Annotated in this window: 17 protein-coding genes and 1 pseudogene; 7 read left to right on the top strand and 11 right to left on the bottom strand. The window is 51.6% G+C overall.

Going from position 1 to position 16,980, the window contains the following annotated elements; translation table 11 throughout:
* The first annotated feature begins 18 nt into the window (after window positions 1–18).
* Window positions 19–672 (top strand): hypothetical protein, encoded by a 654-nt coding sequence (locus AACH44_RS18440; protein WP_261849115.1) that lies wholly within the window; start codon window positions 19–21, stop codon window positions 670–672.
* A gap of 11 nt (window positions 673–683) precedes the next feature.
* Here the strand turns inward: AACH44_RS18440 and nrdG are convergent, their stop codons facing one another.
* From nrdG to pyrB, 9 genes are all read right to left on the bottom strand, one after another.
* Window positions 684–1,148, bottom strand: coding sequence for an anaerobic ribonucleoside-triphosphate reductase-activating protein (gene nrdG, locus AACH44_RS18435; RefSeq protein ID WP_338659402.1), 465 nt, complete (start codon window positions 1,146–1,148; stop codon window positions 684–686).
* Window positions 1,149–1,229: 81 nt separating this feature from the next.
* Window positions 1,230–3,368, bottom strand: coding sequence for an anaerobic ribonucleoside-triphosphate reductase (gene nrdD / locus AACH44_RS18430; protein ID WP_338659401.1), 2,139 nt, complete (start codon window positions 3,366–3,368; stop codon window positions 1,230–1,232).
* Window positions 3,369–3,841: 473 nt separating this feature from the next.
* Window positions 3,842–4,579 (bottom strand): proteasome-type protease, encoded by a 738-nt coding sequence (locus tag AACH44_RS18425; RefSeq protein WP_261849118.1) that lies wholly within the window; start codon window positions 4,577–4,579, stop codon window positions 3,842–3,844.
* A gap of 23 nt (window positions 4,580–4,602) precedes the next feature.
* The gene (locus tag AACH44_RS18420) at window positions 4,603–5,424 is read right to left on the bottom strand and encodes a transglutaminase family protein (protein WP_261849119.1); all 822 of its coding nucleotides are present in this window, start codon (window positions 5,422–5,424) and stop codon (window positions 4,603–4,605) included.
* Complete coding sequence (locus AACH44_RS18415; RefSeq protein WP_261849120.1) at window positions 5,421–6,350, bottom strand: alpha-E domain-containing protein; 930 nt, start codon at window positions 6,348–6,350, stop codon at window positions 5,421–5,423. The genes AACH44_RS18420 and AACH44_RS18415 overlap by 4 nt, the downstream gene beginning before the upstream one ends.
* Window positions 6,344–7,783 (bottom strand): circularly permuted type 2 ATP-grasp protein, encoded by a 1,440-nt coding sequence (locus AACH44_RS18410; RefSeq protein ID WP_261849121.1) that lies wholly within the window; start codon window positions 7,781–7,783, stop codon window positions 6,344–6,346. The genes AACH44_RS18415 and AACH44_RS18410 overlap by 7 nt, the downstream gene beginning before the upstream one ends.
* Before the next feature lie 218 nt (window positions 7,784–8,001).
* A complete protein-coding gene (gene ridA / locus AACH44_RS18405; protein ID WP_261849122.1) occupies window positions 8,002–8,388 on the bottom strand; it encodes a 2-iminobutanoate/2-iminopropanoate deaminase in 387 nt (128 codons plus the stop codon).
* Window positions 8,389–8,607: 219 nt separating this feature from the next.
* On the bottom strand, window positions 8,608–9,072 hold the full coding sequence (gene pyrI / locus AACH44_RS18400; RefSeq protein ID WP_161527921.1) for an aspartate carbamoyltransferase regulatory subunit: 465 nt from the start codon (window positions 9,070–9,072) through the stop codon (window positions 8,608–8,610).
* Window positions 9,073–9,087: 15 nt separating this feature from the next.
* The gene (pyrB, locus tag AACH44_RS18395; protein ID WP_261849123.1) at window positions 9,088–10,023 is read right to left on the bottom strand and encodes an aspartate carbamoyltransferase; all 936 of its coding nucleotides are present in this window, start codon (window positions 10,021–10,023) and stop codon (window positions 9,088–9,090) included.
* A gap of 449 nt (window positions 10,024–10,472) precedes the next feature.
* Here pyrB and AACH44_RS18390 point away from each other — a divergent pair, with 449 nt between their 5' ends.
* The 3 genes from AACH44_RS18390 to AACH44_RS18380 all read left to right on the top strand — a co-directional run bounded on the left by AACH44_RS18390 (window position 10,473) and on the right by AACH44_RS18380 (window position 11,789).
* The gene (locus AACH44_RS18390; protein ID WP_261849124.1) at window positions 10,473–10,937 is read left to right on the top strand and encodes a YhcH/YjgK/YiaL family protein; all 465 of its coding nucleotides are present in this window, start codon (window positions 10,473–10,475) and stop codon (window positions 10,935–10,937) included.
* 212 nt (window positions 10,938–11,149) lie between these two features.
* A complete protein-coding gene (locus AACH44_RS18385) occupies window positions 11,150–11,368 on the top strand; it encodes a polymorphic toxin type 44 domain-containing protein (protein WP_338659626.1) in 219 nt (72 codons plus the stop codon).
* Window positions 11,346–11,789 (top strand): hypothetical protein, encoded by a 444-nt coding sequence (locus tag AACH44_RS18380; protein ID WP_261849125.1) that lies wholly within the window; start codon window positions 11,346–11,348, stop codon window positions 11,787–11,789. Before AACH44_RS18385 ends, AACH44_RS18380 begins: the two co-directional genes overlap by 23 nt.
* A gap of 137 nt (window positions 11,790–11,926) precedes the next feature.
* Here the strand turns inward: AACH44_RS18380 and argF are convergent, their stop codons facing one another.
* Window positions 11,927–12,934, bottom strand: coding sequence for an ornithine carbamoyltransferase (gene argF, locus AACH44_RS18375; protein WP_261849126.1), 1,008 nt, complete (start codon window positions 12,932–12,934; stop codon window positions 11,927–11,929).
* Between the two features lie 161 nt (window positions 12,935–13,095).
* Here argF and rraB point away from each other — a divergent pair, with 161 nt between their 5' ends.
* A complete protein-coding gene (gene rraB, locus AACH44_RS18370; RefSeq protein WP_261849127.1) occupies window positions 13,096–13,521 on the top strand; it encodes a ribonuclease E inhibitor RraB in 426 nt (141 codons plus the stop codon).
* A 196-nt stretch (window positions 13,522–13,717) separates the two neighbouring features.
* Here rraB and AACH44_RS18365 read toward each other — a convergent pair whose 3' ends face one another.
* A complete protein-coding gene (locus AACH44_RS18365; protein ID WP_261849128.1) occupies window positions 13,718–14,221 on the bottom strand; it encodes a GNAT family N-acetyltransferase in 504 nt (167 codons plus the stop codon).
* Window positions 14,222–14,519: 298 nt separating this feature from the next.
* On the opposite strand from AACH44_RS18365, the pseudogene AACH44_RS18360 reads away from it, so the two are divergent.
* A pseudogene (locus AACH44_RS18360) lies at window positions 14,520–15,694 on the top strand (YjgN family protein).
* 16 nt (window positions 15,695–15,710) lie between these two features.
* A complete protein-coding gene (locus tag AACH44_RS18355; RefSeq protein ID WP_261849129.1) occupies window positions 15,711–16,748 on the top strand; it encodes a M48 family metallopeptidase in 1,038 nt (345 codons plus the stop codon).
* Window positions 16,749–16,980 lie beyond the last annotated feature (232 nt).

The raw sequence follows: 16,980 nt of genomic DNA, 5'->3' as shown, positions 1-16,980 counted from the left end.
AAAACAAGGGGGAAACGGATGAGCCGGGTACTGTTATTAGGTGCAACGGGGTTAGTGGGACACGAACTGTTAGCATTGCTGAAAGCCAATAACCGAGTAGAGACGATCTATGCGCCGACCCGTAAGCCGTTGGCGCAGTCGAAGAAAGTGGTCAACCCGCACGATCCCGATCTGTCTGCCGCGCTGGCGCAGTTGACCGATCCTGTCGATATCGCATTTTGCTGTCTGGGATCGACGCTCAAGACAGCAGGCAGTAAGCAGGCGTTCCGCTATGTGGATTACACGCTGGTGGTGGAAGGATCAAAAGTGGCGTTAGCGCTAGGCGCGACGCACCTGTTGGTGGTCAGCTCGCTGAGTGCGAATGCAACGTCGCCTTTCTTCTACTCGCGGGTGAAGGGGGAAACGGAAAAATCGCTGCGTCAGCAAGGCTGGCAGCATCTGACATTGGCACAGCCGTCGATGCTGCTGGGGGAAAGAGAGGACAGTCGCACATTAGAGAGCCTTGCCGCGCCGCTGTTCCGCCTGTTCCCGGCAAAATGGCGAGCGATTAAGGGAAAAACCGTGGCGCAGGCGTTGCTGAATCAGGCGTTCTCACCGGAGCCAAAAGCGCGGGTGACGGTACTGGAATCCGATCAATTACGTTCGTTGGGTAAGTGGCAACCGCTTCAGTAGCCGCTTATCGATCAGCGCAGGCGGTGAACAACCTGATTGCTGCTACCGTGCCAAATCAGTGCGGGATCTTTCAGATCTTGCACAAATTTTCCATCGACTAGCACGTTGATGAGATCGACCACCCGCTGTTGTTCCGGCGTGAGTTCCGCCAGCACGTAGCCCGTCCAAACCCAGATATCTTTGCCTGGGCATTCAGCGCGTATCCGTTCGACCAGCCGCAGAATATCAGGCACATTCTGTGGGTGAAGCGGATCGCCGCCAGACAGCGAAATGCCCTGCCGTGGGATCGCGGTATCCTGAAGATCGGCGATGATCCGATCTTCCTGTTCCTGCGTAAACGGCTGGCCGGAGTTGAGGCGCCAGGTACTTTTGTTGTAGCACCCCACGCATTCATGTACGCAACCCGCGACAAATAGCGTGCAGCGGGTGCCGGGGCCGTTGACCACATCGACGGGATAATATTGGTGGTAATTCATACGATAGAGCCCATGTTATGAAGCGGGCGCGTGTTGACGGTGCCGCGAAAGGTGGGCCGCATTGCTGCGGCCCAGAAGGGATCACCCCAGTTGACCGTTGCCCAGATGCTTAATCCGGCGTTTAACTTCTTCCTGCTTACCGGCGTTGAACGGGCGTGCATCCGGGCTACCGAGGTAGCCGCACACACGGCGCGTCACGGAAACGCGCGCCGAATCGTGGTTACCACATTTCGGGCAGGTGAAGCCTTTGCTGGTACACTCGAATTCACCCGTGAAGCCACATTCATAGCATTCATCGATCGGCGTGTTGGTGCCGTAATAAGGCACGCGCGTGTAGCTGTAATCCCACACGTCTTCCAGCGCTTTGAGGTTGTGTTGCAGGTTCGGATATTCGCCGTAGCAAATGAACCCACCGTTAGCCAGCGGCGGATAGGGCAACTCAAAGTCGATTTTCTGGTAAGGGTTCACCTTCTTCTCCACATCGAGATGGAAGCTGTTGGTGTAATAGCCTTTGTCCGTCACGCCTGGTACGACGCCAAATTCGGCGGTATCCAGACGGCAGAAGCGATCGCACAGGTTCTCGCTTGGTGTGCTGTACAGGCTGAAGCCGTAACCTGTTTCGTCTTTCCACTGCTCGGTGGCGGCTTTCAGGCGGGCAATGACAGCCACGGCTTTGGCACGCAGCGCTTCATCATCAAACACGTGTGTCTGGCTACCGAAAAGCGCATTAATCGTTTCATGCAGGCCGATATAGCCCAGCGAAATCGAGGCGCGTCCGTTTTTGAAGATGTCTGCGATATTGTCGTCCGCTTTTAAGCGCACGCCGCAGGCACCTTCCATATATAAGATTGGTGCGACGCGAGCTTTTACGTTTTCCAATCGCGCAATACGCGTCATCAGTGCTTTCTTCGCCAACGTCAGACGTTGATCCAGCAGCGTCCAGAAGCGATCTTCATTGCCTTCGGCTTCCAGCGCAATACGCGGCAGGTTCAAGCTGATGACACCCAGATTATTACGCCCGTCGTGAATCTGCTGGCCGTTTTCTTCATAAACGCCGAGGAAACTGCGGCAGCCCATTGGCGTTTTGAACGAACCCGTGACGTTCACGACCTGATCGTAGTTCAGGATATCTGGATACATGCGTTTGCTGGCGCACTCTAGCGCGAGCTGCTTGATATCGTAATTGGCATCGCCTGCCTTATGGTTCAGACCGTCACGGATGGCGAAGACCAGTTTTGGGAATACTGCGGTTTTATGGTTTTTACCCAGCCCGGCAATGCGGTTACGCAGGATGGATTCCTGAATCAAACGCGATTCCCAGCAGGTGCCAAGCCCAAAGCCAAAAGTGACGAACGGCGTCTGGCCGTTAGCGGTGTGCAGCGTGTTGACTTCATATTCCAGTGACTGAAAGGCGTCGTAGCACTCTTTTTCAGTGCGGGTCAGGGCATAGTTTTCTGCATCTGGGATCTTCCACTCTTCCGCCACGGCTTTGTGTTTCGCATGGCTGGCGGTGACGAACGGTGCCAGAATTTCATCAATACGGTTAATCGTGGTGCCGCCATAAATGTGGCTGGCGACCTGCGCGATAATCTGCGCGGTGACGGCGGTCGCGGTTGAGATCGACTTCGGCGGTTCAATTTCCGCATTGCCCATTTTGAAGCCGTTGGTCAGCATGCCGTTCAGGTCGATCAGCATGCAGTTGAACATCGGGAAAAACGGCGAGTAGTCGAGGTCGTGATAGTGAATCTCACCGCGTTCGTGCGCCAATACCACATCACGCGGCAGGATGTACTGTTTGGCGTAGTGTTTGGCGACAATCCCTGCCAGCAGATCGCGCTGGGTGGGGATCACTTTACTGTCTTTGTTGGCATTTTCGTTCAGCAGCGCCATGTTGCTCTGCTCGACCAGACCACGAATTTCCTGATTGAGGCGACCGTGGCGTTCACGCGCAATATCGCGGTCATGGCGGTATTCGATGTAGGTACGCGCCAGCTGCTTATACTTGCCAGACATCAGCAGGTTTTCGACCGCGTCCTGAATATCGCGGATATCTACGCGCGATTTATCCAGCATTTGTTGAGCGACCGCACAGGCCACAGTTGCACAATAGTCTGCATCATTGACACCGGCTGCCTGTGCCGCGCGCTCGACCGCCTCTTTGATACGTACTTCATCAAAAGGCACCTGGCAACCGTCCCGTTTAATCACTACTGGTTTCACGTTTTCTTCCTCTAGAAAGGTTATCCACAGGCGAAAGCCCTAACCGACAAGGGTTACAGAGGGCTGTGGATGACACTGTGGATAAACACTATATGTAGGTCGTGTTTATAGGATAGGCACTATATATTGAAATTGCGTAGGAGGGTTTGCGCTTTTATCGCAGCAAAATTGATGTAGAGCAAAGAAATTCTTACCTAGTAGATAAATCGACCTTGACCGAAATTTCACCATTTCGGACGCAAGGTTTGTGACGGCTTGCGGTACGTGGTCTGGTGACGTGATTGAGGCGTTTTTATTGTCAGTGAGGGTGAAAAGACAGAAAAATCTGAAATGGCAGACTAATGCCGAGCGTTTAGTATCGAGATAGGTGGAGGAAACGGGCTTAAGTGACTGGCGTTAGAAATAGCAGAGGCTATTTTTCGGCATTCGGTAGCCCGTCGTGGTTACGGCTACTGAATGCCAATGAGGGCGTATTACTGTTGAATGTCAGGGAAAGGGGGTAGTTGGCGGAAGGTGTTCAGCAGCCCTTCAGACCATGCTTTACGGATAGCGGAAAAATAGGCGTTATTTTCAGTGATGCGTTGCTGTTCGCTGCTGTCAAAACTACCGCTACGGTAAATCATGACATCCAATGGCAGGCCGACAGATAGGTTACTGCGCAAAGTAGAATCGATGGAAATCAGCGCACAGCACATGGCTTGCTCCAGCGAGGTATCCATGGTCAATACCCGATCGATAATCGGTTTACCGTATTTGCTTTCGCCGATTTGGAAGTAGGGGGTATCCGGCGTGGACTCGATGAAGTTGCCTTCTGGGTAAATATGAAATAGCCGATGGGTGTCGCCGCCGATTTGTCCACCCAGCAGCAGATTACAGCCAAAATTGGTGTTGCTGCCGTTCTGCTGCGCACTGCTATCGCGGTGAATGACTTCTCGCACCGTTTCCCCAAGCAGCATCGCGGCATCATACATCGATCCCATCTGCATCAGGTTCGGCGTGTGTTGCGTATTGATTCGGGCGCTGAGCAGGCTGATGATGCTTTGCGTGGTTGCCAGATTTCCCGCGCATTGGATAACGAATACCCGTTCTGCTTCGTGTTGAAAGACATGCAACTTTTTGAACGTTGCGATGTGATCAACGCCTGCATTGGTGCGGGAGTCAGAAGCAAAAACCAGGCCGTCAGACAGACACATGGCGACACAGTACGTCATAAAGTACCTTTTTATTAACAATTTTACTGTTGCTGCTGTACCTGCTGTTGCCGTGCAAACAAACGGACTTCAGCCTCTGAAAACATCTCTTCGCATCCACCTCCCAGTCGCGTACCGCGTACCGGGCAGGCATCCATATAATCCATCCCTACGGCCAGCCACAGATGCTGGTAGAGCTGGCGGGAGCTATTGGTAATGTCGAATCCTTGCCACTTTCCGTTCAGCCAGACTTCCGCCCAGGCATGCATCGCAACATGCTTGGTGTCCTTGCTGTAGACGTAGCCGCTGACATAGCGCGCCGGGATAGCCAGGCTGCGGCAGCATGCCAGAAAGACATGGGTGTGATCCTGACACACGCCTTTTTGCATGGCAAACGCGGCAGCGGCGCTATCCTGAACCTGCGTTGCGCCGGGAGTATACGGCATTTTCAACAGCAATTCCGCCATCAGCGTATTCAGGCTCTCTTCCGGCGCATCTTGCTGATAATAGCGCTGGGCAAACGCCCGAATATTGCCGTCGGCTTCGGTGAGCGGCGTCATACGTAAAAAAACCAGCGGCGACAGAGCGTCCTGTACGGCTGGTTTTTCTCCTTCGTCGCTGTCGATGATATCGACAATGCCTTCTGCATGAATCGTAATGTCATGGTGCGGGTGGTCGAGCGTTAGCACATGTAACACATTACCATACGCATCGGTGGTTTGAACGGCGGGAACAGGCAGGGTCAGTTTCCATTCATGTATTCTTTGGTGCACGGAATCTTGCGGCGTCAAGCGCAGGTACTGGGTGCTGAATTTCACTTCTTCATCATAGCGGTAGTGCGTAAGGTGATTGATGGTCAGTTTCATAACGCCTCCAGATAGGTGTGACGGATGCTGTCAGCCAATTCGTTAATTTTGCCGATAAAGTGGTTGAGATAGGTGGGGAGATCCTGCGCCAGAATGTCATCCAGCGTGCTGAAACGCAGCTCAACGTGCAGTAGGTGGGCAAGCCGGTGGGGCACTCTGGCTCGCTGGCTACCGATGGCTTCTAACTGCTGTACCAGATCGCTGACGCAGGCGTGCAAAGAACGCGGTATGTCCTCGCGCAAGACGAGCAGTTCGGTCACTGTTTCCAGGCTGATCGGCTGGCGATAGATGCTGTGGTAAGCCTCGCGTGCGCTCACTGCCCGCAGCAGGGTATCCAGACGATAATACTCACGCACCGGATCGGGGTCGTTATGGAGTTGCTGATGTTTGATATTCAGTAACTGTGCGGTGGCATAGGCGCGCTCAATCAGCGTACCAAGACGGATAAAACACTGGGCATCATTACGCAGCAGGGTGCCGAACATCGCGCCGCGAAACAGGTGAGAACGCTCTTTTACCCAGTCAAAAAATGCATCAATACCGATGGTGTCCACGCCCTGATGCCGTAGATTGCGAATGTCGATGCGGGTGGTGTTGATGCATTCCCAGACCTCGGAAGAGAGGCTGCCACGCACGGCGTGCGCGTTATTCCAGGCCATTTCGATACAGTTGTAGATACTGCTGGGGTTCTGGTTGTCCAATGCGAAGAAATTCAGCAGGTTGTTCATGGAAAATTGGGCGTAGCGCTGCTGAAATAATTCATGCGTCATCGTCAGATTCAGCGGCAATGCCAGATCGTGTTGCTGTTGACTATGGCTCGGCATCATCGAGAGTTTGTAGGTCACATCCAGCACGCGGGCGAGGCCTTCTGCCCGCTCCAGATAGCGAGCCATCCAATACAGTTCACTTGCGGTACGGCTTAGCATGATTCATCCCCCTCCATGACCCACGTATCTTTGGTGCCGCCGCCTTGAGAGGAGTTGACGACCAGAGAGCCTTCGGTAAGGGCAACACGCGTCAGACCGCCGGGAATCAGACGGATTTCCTCGCCGGATAGCGCGAAAGGGCGAAGGTCGATATGACGAGGCGCTAAGCCATCATCGATAAACGTCGGGCAGGTGGAGAGCGCCAGCGTTTCCTGACCAATATAGTTATGCGGGTTTGCCAGTAAACGCTGACGAAACATCTCGATTTCCTGACGTGTCGCGCGCGGGCCGACCAGCATGCCGTAACCGCCTGCGCCGTGGACTTCCTTCACTACCATGCTGTCCAGATGGTCGAGAACATAGCGGAGAGCTTTTGGGTCGCGGCACTGCCAGGTGGGAATATTACTGAGAATCGGTTCTTCAGACAGATAGAAACGGATCATGTCCGGCACGTAGGGATAGATGGATTTATCGTCGGCAACGCCAGTGCCGACCGCATTGGCTAACACGACGCCGCCTGCACGATAGACGGACAGCAGGCCGGGTACGCCAAGCATTGAGTCGGCACGAAACGCCAGCGGATCGAGGAAGGCATCATCGACACGGCGATAAATCACATCCACCTGACAAGGCCCTTCTGTCGTGCGCATGTAGACGGCACCGGACTTGACGAACAAATCTGCACTTTCTACCAGCTCGACGCCCATTTGCTGTGCCAGAAAGCTGTGTTCGAAGTAAGCACTGTTGAAACGACCCGGCGTCATCACGACCACGGTAGGATCGTCAACCTGCGTACTTTCACGCAACGTTTGTAGCAGATAGCTCGGATAGCGTTCTACGGGCGCGATGTGCTGGCTGGCAAACAGATCCGGGTAGAGACGCATCATCATTTTGCGATTTTCCAGCATGTAAGAGACGCCGGATGGGGTACGCAAATTGTCTTCCAGCACGTAATAATTGCCGTCGCTGTTGCGCACCATATCGATCCCCGTGATATGGGCATAAATGTTGTTATGCAGGTTTACTCCCTGCATACAGGGCTGATATTGCTCGTTCGCCAGCACCTGTTCACGAGGAATAATGCCCGCGTTGAGAATGTGCTGCTGGTGGTAAATGTCGTAAAGAAACGCGTTCAGCGCCTGTACCCGCTGACGAATGCCGCGATCGAGCAACTGCCATTCATTAGCGGGAATAATACGCGGTACGCTATCGAACGGAATAAGGCGTTCGGTGCCGCCTTCCTCACCATAAACGTTAAAAGTAATACCGACGCGGTGAAAGAGCAGTTCTGCCTGCTCTTTCTTTTGTCGGATGGCATGCTGGTCGGTTTGCTGTAGCCACTGCCAATAAGAATTGTAGTGTTGACGTTGTTTGCCTTCGGACGAGAGCATCTCGTCGTAATAAGGCGCAGTTGGAAGCTTCATTTTTATCATTGTCATCCCCAGCATCACGCTTAATAGCGATAATAGGACAATGCATAAAATGCGCCATTTTGAAAAAGCATGCTGTTGTCAGAGAATACGCGGAATTTTGCCCTGTATTGGTGCGTTGGGAGGCGTGGTTGCACTGAAATGAGGGGAGAAAACGGCGAAAAATCAACAAGACGCAGCCATGATGGTGCGTCTTGTGAGGTGGTTATCAATAGCGAAAGTTAGCGACGAACGGCGATCGCTTCGATTTCGATTTTCACGTCTTTTGGCAGGCGGGCGACTTCAACGCAAGAGCGAGCCGGGAACGGTGCGCTATGTTCGTTGAAGAAGGCTTCATACGCGGTGTTCACGAGAGTGAAATCGTGCAGGTCTTTTACGAACACGGTCATTTTCACGATATCGGAAACTTTCAGACCAGCGGCTTCCACAATCGCCTGAACGTTTTCCAGTGACTGGCGCGTCTGAGCGGTGATGTTGTCAGCCACCAGGCCGCTTTTCGGATTCACGGGGATCTGGCCGGACGTGAAGATCATGCTGCCAAGGTCGACGCCCTGAACATAAGGGCCGATGGCGGCTGGGGCGTTCTCAGTGCTGATAATGCGTGACATAGTATCTCCTTGATGGGGGCGTAAAAGGAACGCGGATGCAGAATGCTAGTCACTTAAGCATGGATTTAGAGGAAACGCGGTGTGAGGTTTCCGTAGGAATGCCTCACACCGTGGTAGCCCCGGTATCACGATCCTTAAACGATCGGCATTACACGGACGTAGCCATTATTCAAAAAAGCCCCGTCGCAGGCAATGTTCATTACGAGACAAAGCAGAAAACTAGCGATCTTGCAGCACCGCCTGACGCTCAAACTCTTTCTCGCAGTACTTACACTTCAGGTGAACGTCGTCGTCACGCTGTTTAACGCTGAATGACGACGACACCGGTTCGCTACGGCTGATGCAGTTGCTGTTCGGGCAGGTGAGCACGCCGGTAATGTGGTCTGGCAGCGTTGGCACCAGCTTACGCACCACGTCATACTCATCGATCTGATTGACGGTTGCCTGCGGTGCGTAAATCGCCAGTTGATTCGCCTGTTGTTCAGTGAGAAACACGTTTTCGATCTTGATCAGATCTTTGCGCCCAAGGTGGTTGGACGGCAAATTCAGGCCGATGGTGATGCGCTGATCTGTCGCCGTCAGTTTAAACAGCGTCAGCAGCTTAAAGCCAACCTGTGCGGGAATGTGGTCGATCACGGTGCCACGTTTGATCGCTTCAACCTGTAATTTATTATCGTGTGTCATGATGATTTCTTCCTCTTACAGAACCAGTTCGCGATTCAAGACCAGCGCCAGCAGTGCCTGACGGGCGTAAATGCCGTTGCCCGCCTGTTGGAAATAATAGGCGTAAGGCGTGGCATCCACATCAATGGTGATCTCATCGACGCGCGGCAGCGGGTGCAGCACTTTCAAGTTCGGGCGGGCGCTGTGCAGGTCGGCGGCGCGCAGCACAAACTGGGATTTGATGTTGATGTATTCGGAGGGGTCCAGACGCTCTTTCTGGACGCGTGTCATGTACAGAATATCCAGTTCGCCGACGACGTCTTCGATGCTGTTGTGCAGGCTGTAAGCAATATTCTTCTCTTTCAGCATGCTCAGAATGTAGTCTGGCATTGCCAATGCGTCTGGGGCGATGAAATAGAAGCGGTTGCCTTCGAACTTGGCCAGCGCCTGCGTGAGTGAATGCACGGTGCGACCATATTTCAAATCGCCGACCATCGCGATGTTGATGTTATTCAGCCGACCTTGCGTTTCCTGAATGGTGAACAGATCGAGCAGCGTCTGCGTCGGGTGCTGGTTCGCGCCGTCGCCCGCGTTCAGAATCGGAATGCCGCCGGAGAATTCGGTGGCAAGGCGGGACGCGCCTTCCTGCGGGTGGCGCATCACGATGGCATCAACGTACTGGCTGATGACGGAAATAGTATCGGCCAGCGTTTCGCCCTTTTTCCCCAGCGATGTGTTATTGCTGTCGGCGAAACCGACGACGGAGGCACCCAGGCGATGCATCGCGGTTTCAAAGGACAGACGTGTCCGGGTAGATGCTTCGAAGAAGCAACTGGCAATCACTTTATGTTTTAACAGCTCAGGCTGAGGTTTGGCTTTCAGGCTAGCGGCTACATTCAGCGCCAGCTCTAAATCTTCCCGACTGAGGTCGTTAATCGAAATGATATGTTTTTGATAGAGCGGATTGACCATGTTGTCTTTCTCCTAACGAGTAAACAGGAAATGTTGTATCTGGCGGCCCGGGCGGTGGGCAAAAAAAAGCCCCTCATTGAGGGGCTTTCTTAATTGATCGATTGAGCAACGGAAAGGAAAACGCTGGCTGGCTGCCGGATGGCAGTTGTGGTTGAGAACCAACATAAACAGCGAATTTTTTGGTGTAACGGTGCATGACCCCTCCCGGCAAACTGTCGGGAATTATACGCGCCGACTAGGCTATTTCAAGCAGAAAGCGTGGTTTTTTACGCATCGCAATCGGTTGCGGGTGGGGTGCTGTATGCATAATGTCGGTGGGAAGAAGAAGGTCGTTTCAGAAGAGTGATGGACAGTTCACTTTTTCGGATTAACGCGCTGGCGGGTGTTACATTTGGAGAGTATAAGGATTGTAAAACAGAGTTTCATTTTTTCTATTAACGAGGTTTTTTATGATTACTGGCAACGTCCACCACCTTGAACTGGTTCCTTATCTGCCTGCCAAACTGCGCGAAGCGATTGAATACGTGAAGCAAAACATTACGGCAGATACGCCGCTGGGCAAGCATGATATCGAAGGCAACAGCGTGTTCGTCCTGATCTCCAACGACAGTACCGATCTGCTGGAAAAACGTCGCGCCGAGTATCATGCCAAATATCTGGACATTCAAATTGTACTGTCCGGTGTAGAAGGGATGACGTTCAGTAACCTGCCAGCAGGCAAGCCGGATACCGATTGGCTGGCGGATAAAGACATCGCTTTCCTGCCTGCGGGCGAACAGGAAAAGCTGTTTGTGATGCAGGAAGGGGATTTTGTCGTTTTCTTCCCCGGTGAAGTGCATAAACCGCTGTGTGCCGTTGGTGAACCCGCACATGTGCGTAAAGCGGTAGTGAAAATCGACGCGTCGCTGGTGTAGAATTTTTGTGAACAAGGAACGTTCAATCATAAAACGGAGAAAATAATGGCAATAATTCCTCAAATGCCACCCCGGAGGTTTTCCTCTTCTGCTTAAAAATCTCCATGAGGCTCGCAGAAATGGTATGCCACGGAGTATGGCAGTCCCGCTATTGGTTTTATCAGCAGGTTCGTAATGGTGGTCCGTAGGATTACAAGCAGCGTGATCGTTCGCTGGCTAACTTCGGTAATTTTAATTACGGTGCGACGGGTACGGCTGCGGGAATTATGCCAAATATATTGTTGATGGGGGCTGGCTGGACCCAGAGTCGGGCAGGAACTTCTCGACCTGACTGGGGATATTGGTATCATCGGTCACCCTATGGAGATGATCCACGCGATCAGTTCTGGATTCAACAAGGAATAGACTATGCACGCCAGCACGGCTATTAAGTGGGGGCATCGTTTACTGACAGCGGTGCTGCTCGTTGCTGTCGTCGGTTTCTGTATGATTCAGTTCTTATCATCTGGCCCCTATAACGATCGGCTTTACAGCCAAAAACCGCTTACTGATAAAATCTGGCTCTATGTGACCCAGTACCAGAATGCTGGCGCGACGGATTCTGACGTTTATCGCTACTACCTTTATCGTCATATTGATGGCGATCCAATGAAAGTACTTGGCGAGTCTGCGCCATTTCTGACTGCAGACCGTAGCGACGTATCAGTTTCTGGTGTGGGGAGTCGTATTACTGTCAAAATGACAGGCAAAATTTATTCATTTAGCAATTCATCATTTTTTTATGACGGTAAAATGCCGGTCATGCCTACGATTGATATTGATGCCAAAGGGATCAATGCCTGGAGAGAGTAGCGGTTTGTTTCAAGAAGCAGAATTAAGGCAAGAATCGTGTTTTTCTGTGGTTCAGTAACAAAAATCTATTACTGTTTTGGGCGATGAAACAGCCCACCTCTGATCTGTTTTTAAACACATCAAAGGCAGGTTAAACCTTAATCCTGCGCCAGCGTGGCGACCATCACGGCTTTGATGGTGTGCATGCGGTTTTCCGCCTGATCGAACACGATGCTGTGCGCGGATTCAAAGACCTCGTCCGTCACTTCCATTCCGCCGTGCAGGCCGTACTGTTCCGCCATTTGTTGACCCATGGTCGTCTGGTCATCATGGAACGCGGGCAGACAGTGCAGAAACTTCACCTGCGGGTTACCCGTCGCGGCAATCATCGCCATGTTCACCTGATACGGTTTCAGCAGTGCGATACGCTCTTTCCAGGTTTCTTTTGGTTCGCCCATGGAAACCCAAACGTCGGTATAAATGAAATCTGCGCCCGCAACGCCTGCGGCGATATCTTCCGTCAGCGTGATGCTGCCACCCGTTTGCTCTGCCGCCGCCTGACACTCCGCCACCAGACCGGCATCCGGCCAGCAGGCTTTTGGCGCAACAAGGCGTAAATCCAATCCGGTCAGCGCGGCCGCTTCCAGCATGGTGTTGCCCATGTTGTTGCGCGCATCGCCCACATAAACGAGCGTCATCTCTGACAGCGCTTTACCCGGCAAATGTTCCTGCATTGTCAGCAGGTCTGCCAGTAACTGTGTGGGGTGGAATTCGTTCGTCAGCCCGTTCCAGACCGGAACGCCCGCGTATTGTGCCAGCGTATCAACAATGTGCTGGCCGTAGCCGCGATATTGAATGCCGTCGTACATTCTTCCCAGTACGCGTGCGGTATCTTTGATGGATTCTTTATGGCCGATTTGACTGCCGCTTGGACCGAGATAGGTCACTTGCGCGCCCTGATCGTATGCAGCAACTTCGAAAGAGCAGCGAGTACGGGTCGAATCTTTTTCGAAGATGAGTGCGATGTTTTTACCTTGCAGGCGGCGGACTTCTGTCCCGTTTTTTTTATCGGCCTTCAGTTTCGTTGACAGGGTTAAAAGATGGGCAATTTCTGCGGGTGTAAAATCCATTAACCTTAAAAAATGACGCTTGTAGAACGGTTGCATGATGTACCTCTCCATGTGGCTCAACACTATTGGTTGAATTAAAATTCACTTTATATGTGTAATTATTCAAATTCAAGTGGTGATATCAAACTTTGTGGTGGAGCAAGCCGCAGGGCTGTGGGACAATAAGCAATATTACGTCGATTAATGAGGACTGAGGCATGGCAAACCGCGAATTACTGGAAGAGCAACGGGAAGAGACACGCCTGATCATTGAAGAACTGCTGGATGATGGCAGCGATCCTGACGCGCTCTATACCATTGAACACCATTTCTCTGCTGAGAAGTTTGACGTGTTGGAAAAAGTCGCTGTAGAAGCCTTCAAGCTGGGCTATGAAGTGACGGATGCGGAAGAACTGGAAGTGGAAGAGGGTGTATTGCTGATGTGCTGTGATGCTATCAGTGAAGTGGCGCTAAATGCGGAGCTGATCGACGCACAGGTAGAGCAGTTGCTGGCGCTGGCAGAACGCCACGGTGTGAATTATGACGGATGGGGCACGTACTTTGAAGATCCCGATGGTGAAGGCGAAGAAGACGGGGATGATGAAGATTTTTATGACGAAGATGATGACGGCAAGCGGCATTAAGTCATTAACCTCGAAGCACACGCCTCACTGAATGCCGCAGGAATACCCTGCGGCGTTTTTTTTGGTTTTTTACTTGATTGTCATGCCGATAGCTTAAGCGTGGGTTTAGGGGAAACTCGGTGATGAGGTTCCCGCAGGGAGACCTCGCACCGTGGTCGCCCCGGTATCTCTCTCCTGAAACAATCGATAACTACTTTTACAGCATCTTTAGCATCGTCACTTCACAGTCTGTATGGCCCGTGTTACCCATTGAATGGGGAATAGGATCGAAGCCCAGAGACTCATACAGCCGGATCGCGCTGGTCAGGTGGCCGGTGGTTTCCAGATAGCAGCGGCGAAAGCCCTGCTCACGCGCAAAATCAAGTGCCTGTATTGCTAGCTGACGTGCGAACCCTTTACCCCGCACGACGGGTAGGAAATACATTTTCTGCAATTCACACACATCTTTTTCTCCCGCGACCAGTGGGGCAATGCCACCGCCACCCGCGACTCGGCCTTCATATTCAACCACCCAGTAGGCGCTTTTCGGCTGGTTATACAGAGTAAACAGCGTATCCAGATTAGGGTCGGAAACGGTGTAACCTTTGTCGGCCGTCAAACCAAATTCAGCAGAAACCTGGCGGATGACGTGTGCGATGGCAGCATCGTCCTGTTCGGTGATGGGGCGTAGCTGAAGATTGGCGGAGGTCGCGGTTGTCATAATACGTACTCTTGCTCTTACGGTTTACGGGGGTAATGATCCTGGCCGATTGTAATACCATTTCAGGCCACATTGATGCAACGTCTATACTCGTCAGATTTCACGTTATTATTATTGTGTTTGTTACTTTGTGGATTTCCCTATTCCATGTAATTAGTAAGCACATAAGCTTGTGTGATTTTTGTTAACTTATATTGTTGTCATTAACAGGACATGCTTAAATAAGCCGCTTTTTGTATGCCAATAACGTATCGAATGAAGCGTTTATGAGGCTTATTTCTTTTAGGATGAAAGGTTTATGACTATCAATACTTCAGAAAATAGCACGCAGCATCGCGTGCAGTTTCATGGTAAGGCTGGGGAATATTTTGCAATTTGGCTGGTGAATGCGTTATTAACGGTTATCACTTTAGGTATTTATTCTGCCTGGGCCACCGTGCGCCGTCGCCGTTATTTTTATGGTAACACGGAAATTAATGGTGACCGTTTTGATTACCACGCGCAGCCGACCTTAAAGGGCGCTTGCTGGTTATCGCCGGTCTGATTCTGTTTTATTTTGTATTGGCGATGTCACCAACGCTGGGAACGATTCTCGCATTGGCATTTTCGGCACTTATTCCGGTTCTCGTGATCCGCAACTGGCGTTATGACGCCATTATGTCCAGCTATCGCGGCGTTCGTTTTAATTATCATTGCCAGACAGGCCGTGCGTATTGGGTATTGCTGCTTTGCCCTATCCTGCTGCTGCTGGCTTTTTATATTGCTCTGGTTGTTGTTGTCATGATCGGTATGCAGAGCAATAGCCCAATTCTGATTGGGTTCATTGCGTTGGCGATTGCTATTCCGGGGTTTGCCGCCGTAAATGGCATCATGAAAATGATGCTGCTCGACTTTTATGTTAATAACCTGTTCTTCGGTAAAACCGCGTTTAACGCAGAATTAGCGAAATCGGCGTTTATCAAATTTTCTCTGATTAGCCTGCTGATTTTTGTTCCTTTCCTGATCGCATCGTTGTCGTTCATGAGTTCGTTCTTCTTCACGCTATTCCAAACTATTATGATGGGCGGCGGAAATGAAGAGCTCGTACTGATGATGTTGCTGAGCAACGTCTTTAATATGATCATGATGGTCGTTGTGGCGCTGCTGGGTATTCTGGTTTCCAGCAGCTATCTGGTGGTTGCGCAGCGTAATTATCTGTTTAACCAGACATCGCTGAATGGTGGTGTGAAATTGCATTCTTCCATGCAAACGCTGTCTTACATGGGGCTACTGATAACGAATAGCCTGATCACTATTTTCTCTTTGGGTTGGGCTGCACCGGTGGCAGAAATTCGCCATGCACGCTATATAGCGAATGCGACAGCGGTTGAAGGCGATCTGGCACTGCTGCACGTTCAGGCACATCAGGACACTGCAAACAGCGCGTTGGCTGAAGAAGCCGTGCAGGCGCTCGATTTGGGTGTCGGCCTGTAAGTTATAAGGCAGGGATATGAATATTGAGGGGCATTATCAATACCCCGGATTGGCGGCCCGCGTGGCCGCTTCTCTTCATTTAACGGACAATGGTTCGACGATGGCGCTGAACACCGGGTCATCGAACACCACATTTTCTCTTGAGCAGGTCACGGTTTCCGATGCGCTGGGGTCCATTCCTCTCACGTTAACGTTTCCTGACGGCGGTCGTTTTGTTCCTGCCGACGATCCTGATTTTCGCACATGGTATTCCGCACGGCGTCGACCGGGGTTGGTCCATCGGTTGGAACGCCATAAACGTGGCGTCATTCTCACGTTATTCGCCACCATATTGATGGTGATAAACTATGTTTATGTGGTGTTGCCGTGGGCAAGTTCTGCGCTGGCGCTGCGCATTCCTACCGTTATCGAACAGCAGTTGGGGCAAAACACGCTGAAGCTGTTACGGCACAGTGATTTTAAGCCTTCCAAACTGCCTGTTGAGCACCAGCAGGCGATGCAAACGCTGTTTCAGCAGGTTATGCCCGCGGACATGCGAGAAGATAAAACGCCGCTGCGTCTGGAGATCATGGCTGCGCCGATCGGGCCGAATGCTTTTATGCTGGCGGATGGCACGCTGATTATCAGTGACGATCTGGTGAAGCTGGCGAAAAATGACAACGAGTTGGCGGCAGTGATGTTGCACGAAATGGGGCACCATGCCTATCGTCATCCCATGCGTATGGTGGTGCGTTCATCGCTGATGTCGTTGATGTTCATGTGGATGACGGGAGATGTCAGTGGCGTCGGAGATACCGTATTGCAGTCTGCCGCCTTTATCAACGAGATGCAGTTTTCTCGTGATATGGAACGGGAAGCCGATGCATGGGCAATAGAAAAAATGCAGCAACAAGGGCGTTCACTTCAGTCAATGCAGGCAATGTATCAAGCCTTGCTCAATCACGACCGCAGTGGGGATGACGCTGAACCACTGGATTTACCTGACTGGCTGAGTACACACCCAGATATGGATGAGCGACTTAGAACGATTGAAAGAGAAATGAATCAGCACTGATCGTCAACGCCGATTTTACCCCCCAGCCTTATACCGATAGTGTGCAATATCACTGCGCACTATCGGTATTCTTGTTCGCGATGTGAACGATTTTTTCCACTTTTTGTTGTTTTTATGGACGTTAAAGCCAGGCGGAAAGTCTGTGCGGCATAGTAAGACGATTAACTCGAATGTGTTAAATGTCATACTATTGAAAACTCACTATAGAATATTTCGCTATAAGTAAAAAAAT

Source organism: Pectobacterium araliae, assembly GCF_037076465.1.
Lineage (GTDB): Bacteria > Pseudomonadota > Gammaproteobacteria > Enterobacterales > Enterobacteriaceae > Pectobacterium > Pectobacterium araliae.
This window is presented reverse-complemented; position numbering and strand designations above follow the sequence as displayed.

What these genes read in the sequence shown, in the direction of transcription:
- AACH44_RS18440 (WP_261849115.1), top strand. Translation starts at nt 19, where the DNA reads ATGAGCCGGGTACTGTTATTAGGTGCAACGGGGTTAGTGGGACACGAA.
- nrdG (WP_338659402.1), bottom strand. Translation starts at nt 1,148, where the DNA reads ATGAATTACCACCAATATTATCCCGTCGATGTGGTCAACGGCCCCGGC.
- AACH44_RS18425 (WP_261849118.1), bottom strand. Translation starts at nt 4,579, where the DNA reads ATGACGTACTGTGTCGCCATGTGTCTGTCTGACGGCCTGGTTTTTGCT.
- AACH44_RS18420 (WP_261849119.1), bottom strand. Translation starts at nt 5,424, where the DNA reads ATGAAACTGACCATCAATCACCTTACGCACTACCGCTATGATGAAGAA.
- AACH44_RS18415 (WP_261849120.1), bottom strand. Translation starts at nt 6,350, where the DNA reads ATGCTAAGCCGTACCGCAAGTGAACTGTATTGGATGGCTCGCTATCTG.
- AACH44_RS18410 (WP_261849121.1), bottom strand. Translation starts at nt 7,783, where the DNA reads ATGATAAAAATGAAGCTTCCAACTGCGCCTTATTACGACGAGATGCTC.
- ridA (WP_261849122.1), bottom strand. Translation starts at nt 8,388, where the DNA reads ATGTCACGCATTATCAGCACTGAGAACGCCCCAGCCGCCATCGGCCCT.
- pyrI (WP_161527921.1), bottom strand. Translation starts at nt 9,072, where the DNA reads ATGACACACGATAATAAATTACAGGTTGAAGCGATCAAACGTGGCACC.
- pyrB (WP_261849123.1), bottom strand. Translation starts at nt 10,023, where the DNA reads ATGGTCAATCCGCTCTATCAAAAACATATCATTTCGATTAACGACCTC.
- AACH44_RS18390 (WP_261849124.1), top strand. Translation starts at nt 10,473, where the DNA reads ATGATTACTGGCAACGTCCACCACCTTGAACTGGTTCCTTATCTGCCT.
- AACH44_RS18380 (WP_261849125.1), top strand. Translation starts at nt 11,346, where the DNA reads ATGCACGCCAGCACGGCTATTAAGTGGGGGCATCGTTTACTGACAGCG.
- argF (WP_261849126.1), bottom strand. Translation starts at nt 12,934, where the DNA reads ATGCAACCGTTCTACAAGCGTCATTTTTTAAGGTTAATGGATTTTACA.
- rraB (WP_261849127.1), top strand. Translation starts at nt 13,096, where the DNA reads ATGGCAAACCGCGAATTACTGGAAGAGCAACGGGAAGAGACACGCCTG.
- AACH44_RS18365 (WP_261849128.1), bottom strand. Translation starts at nt 14,221, where the DNA reads ATGACAACCGCGACCTCCGCCAATCTTCAGCTACGCCCCATCACCGAA.
- AACH44_RS18355 (WP_261849129.1), top strand. Translation starts at nt 15,711, where the DNA reads ATGAATATTGAGGGGCATTATCAATACCCCGGATTGGCGGCCCGCGTG.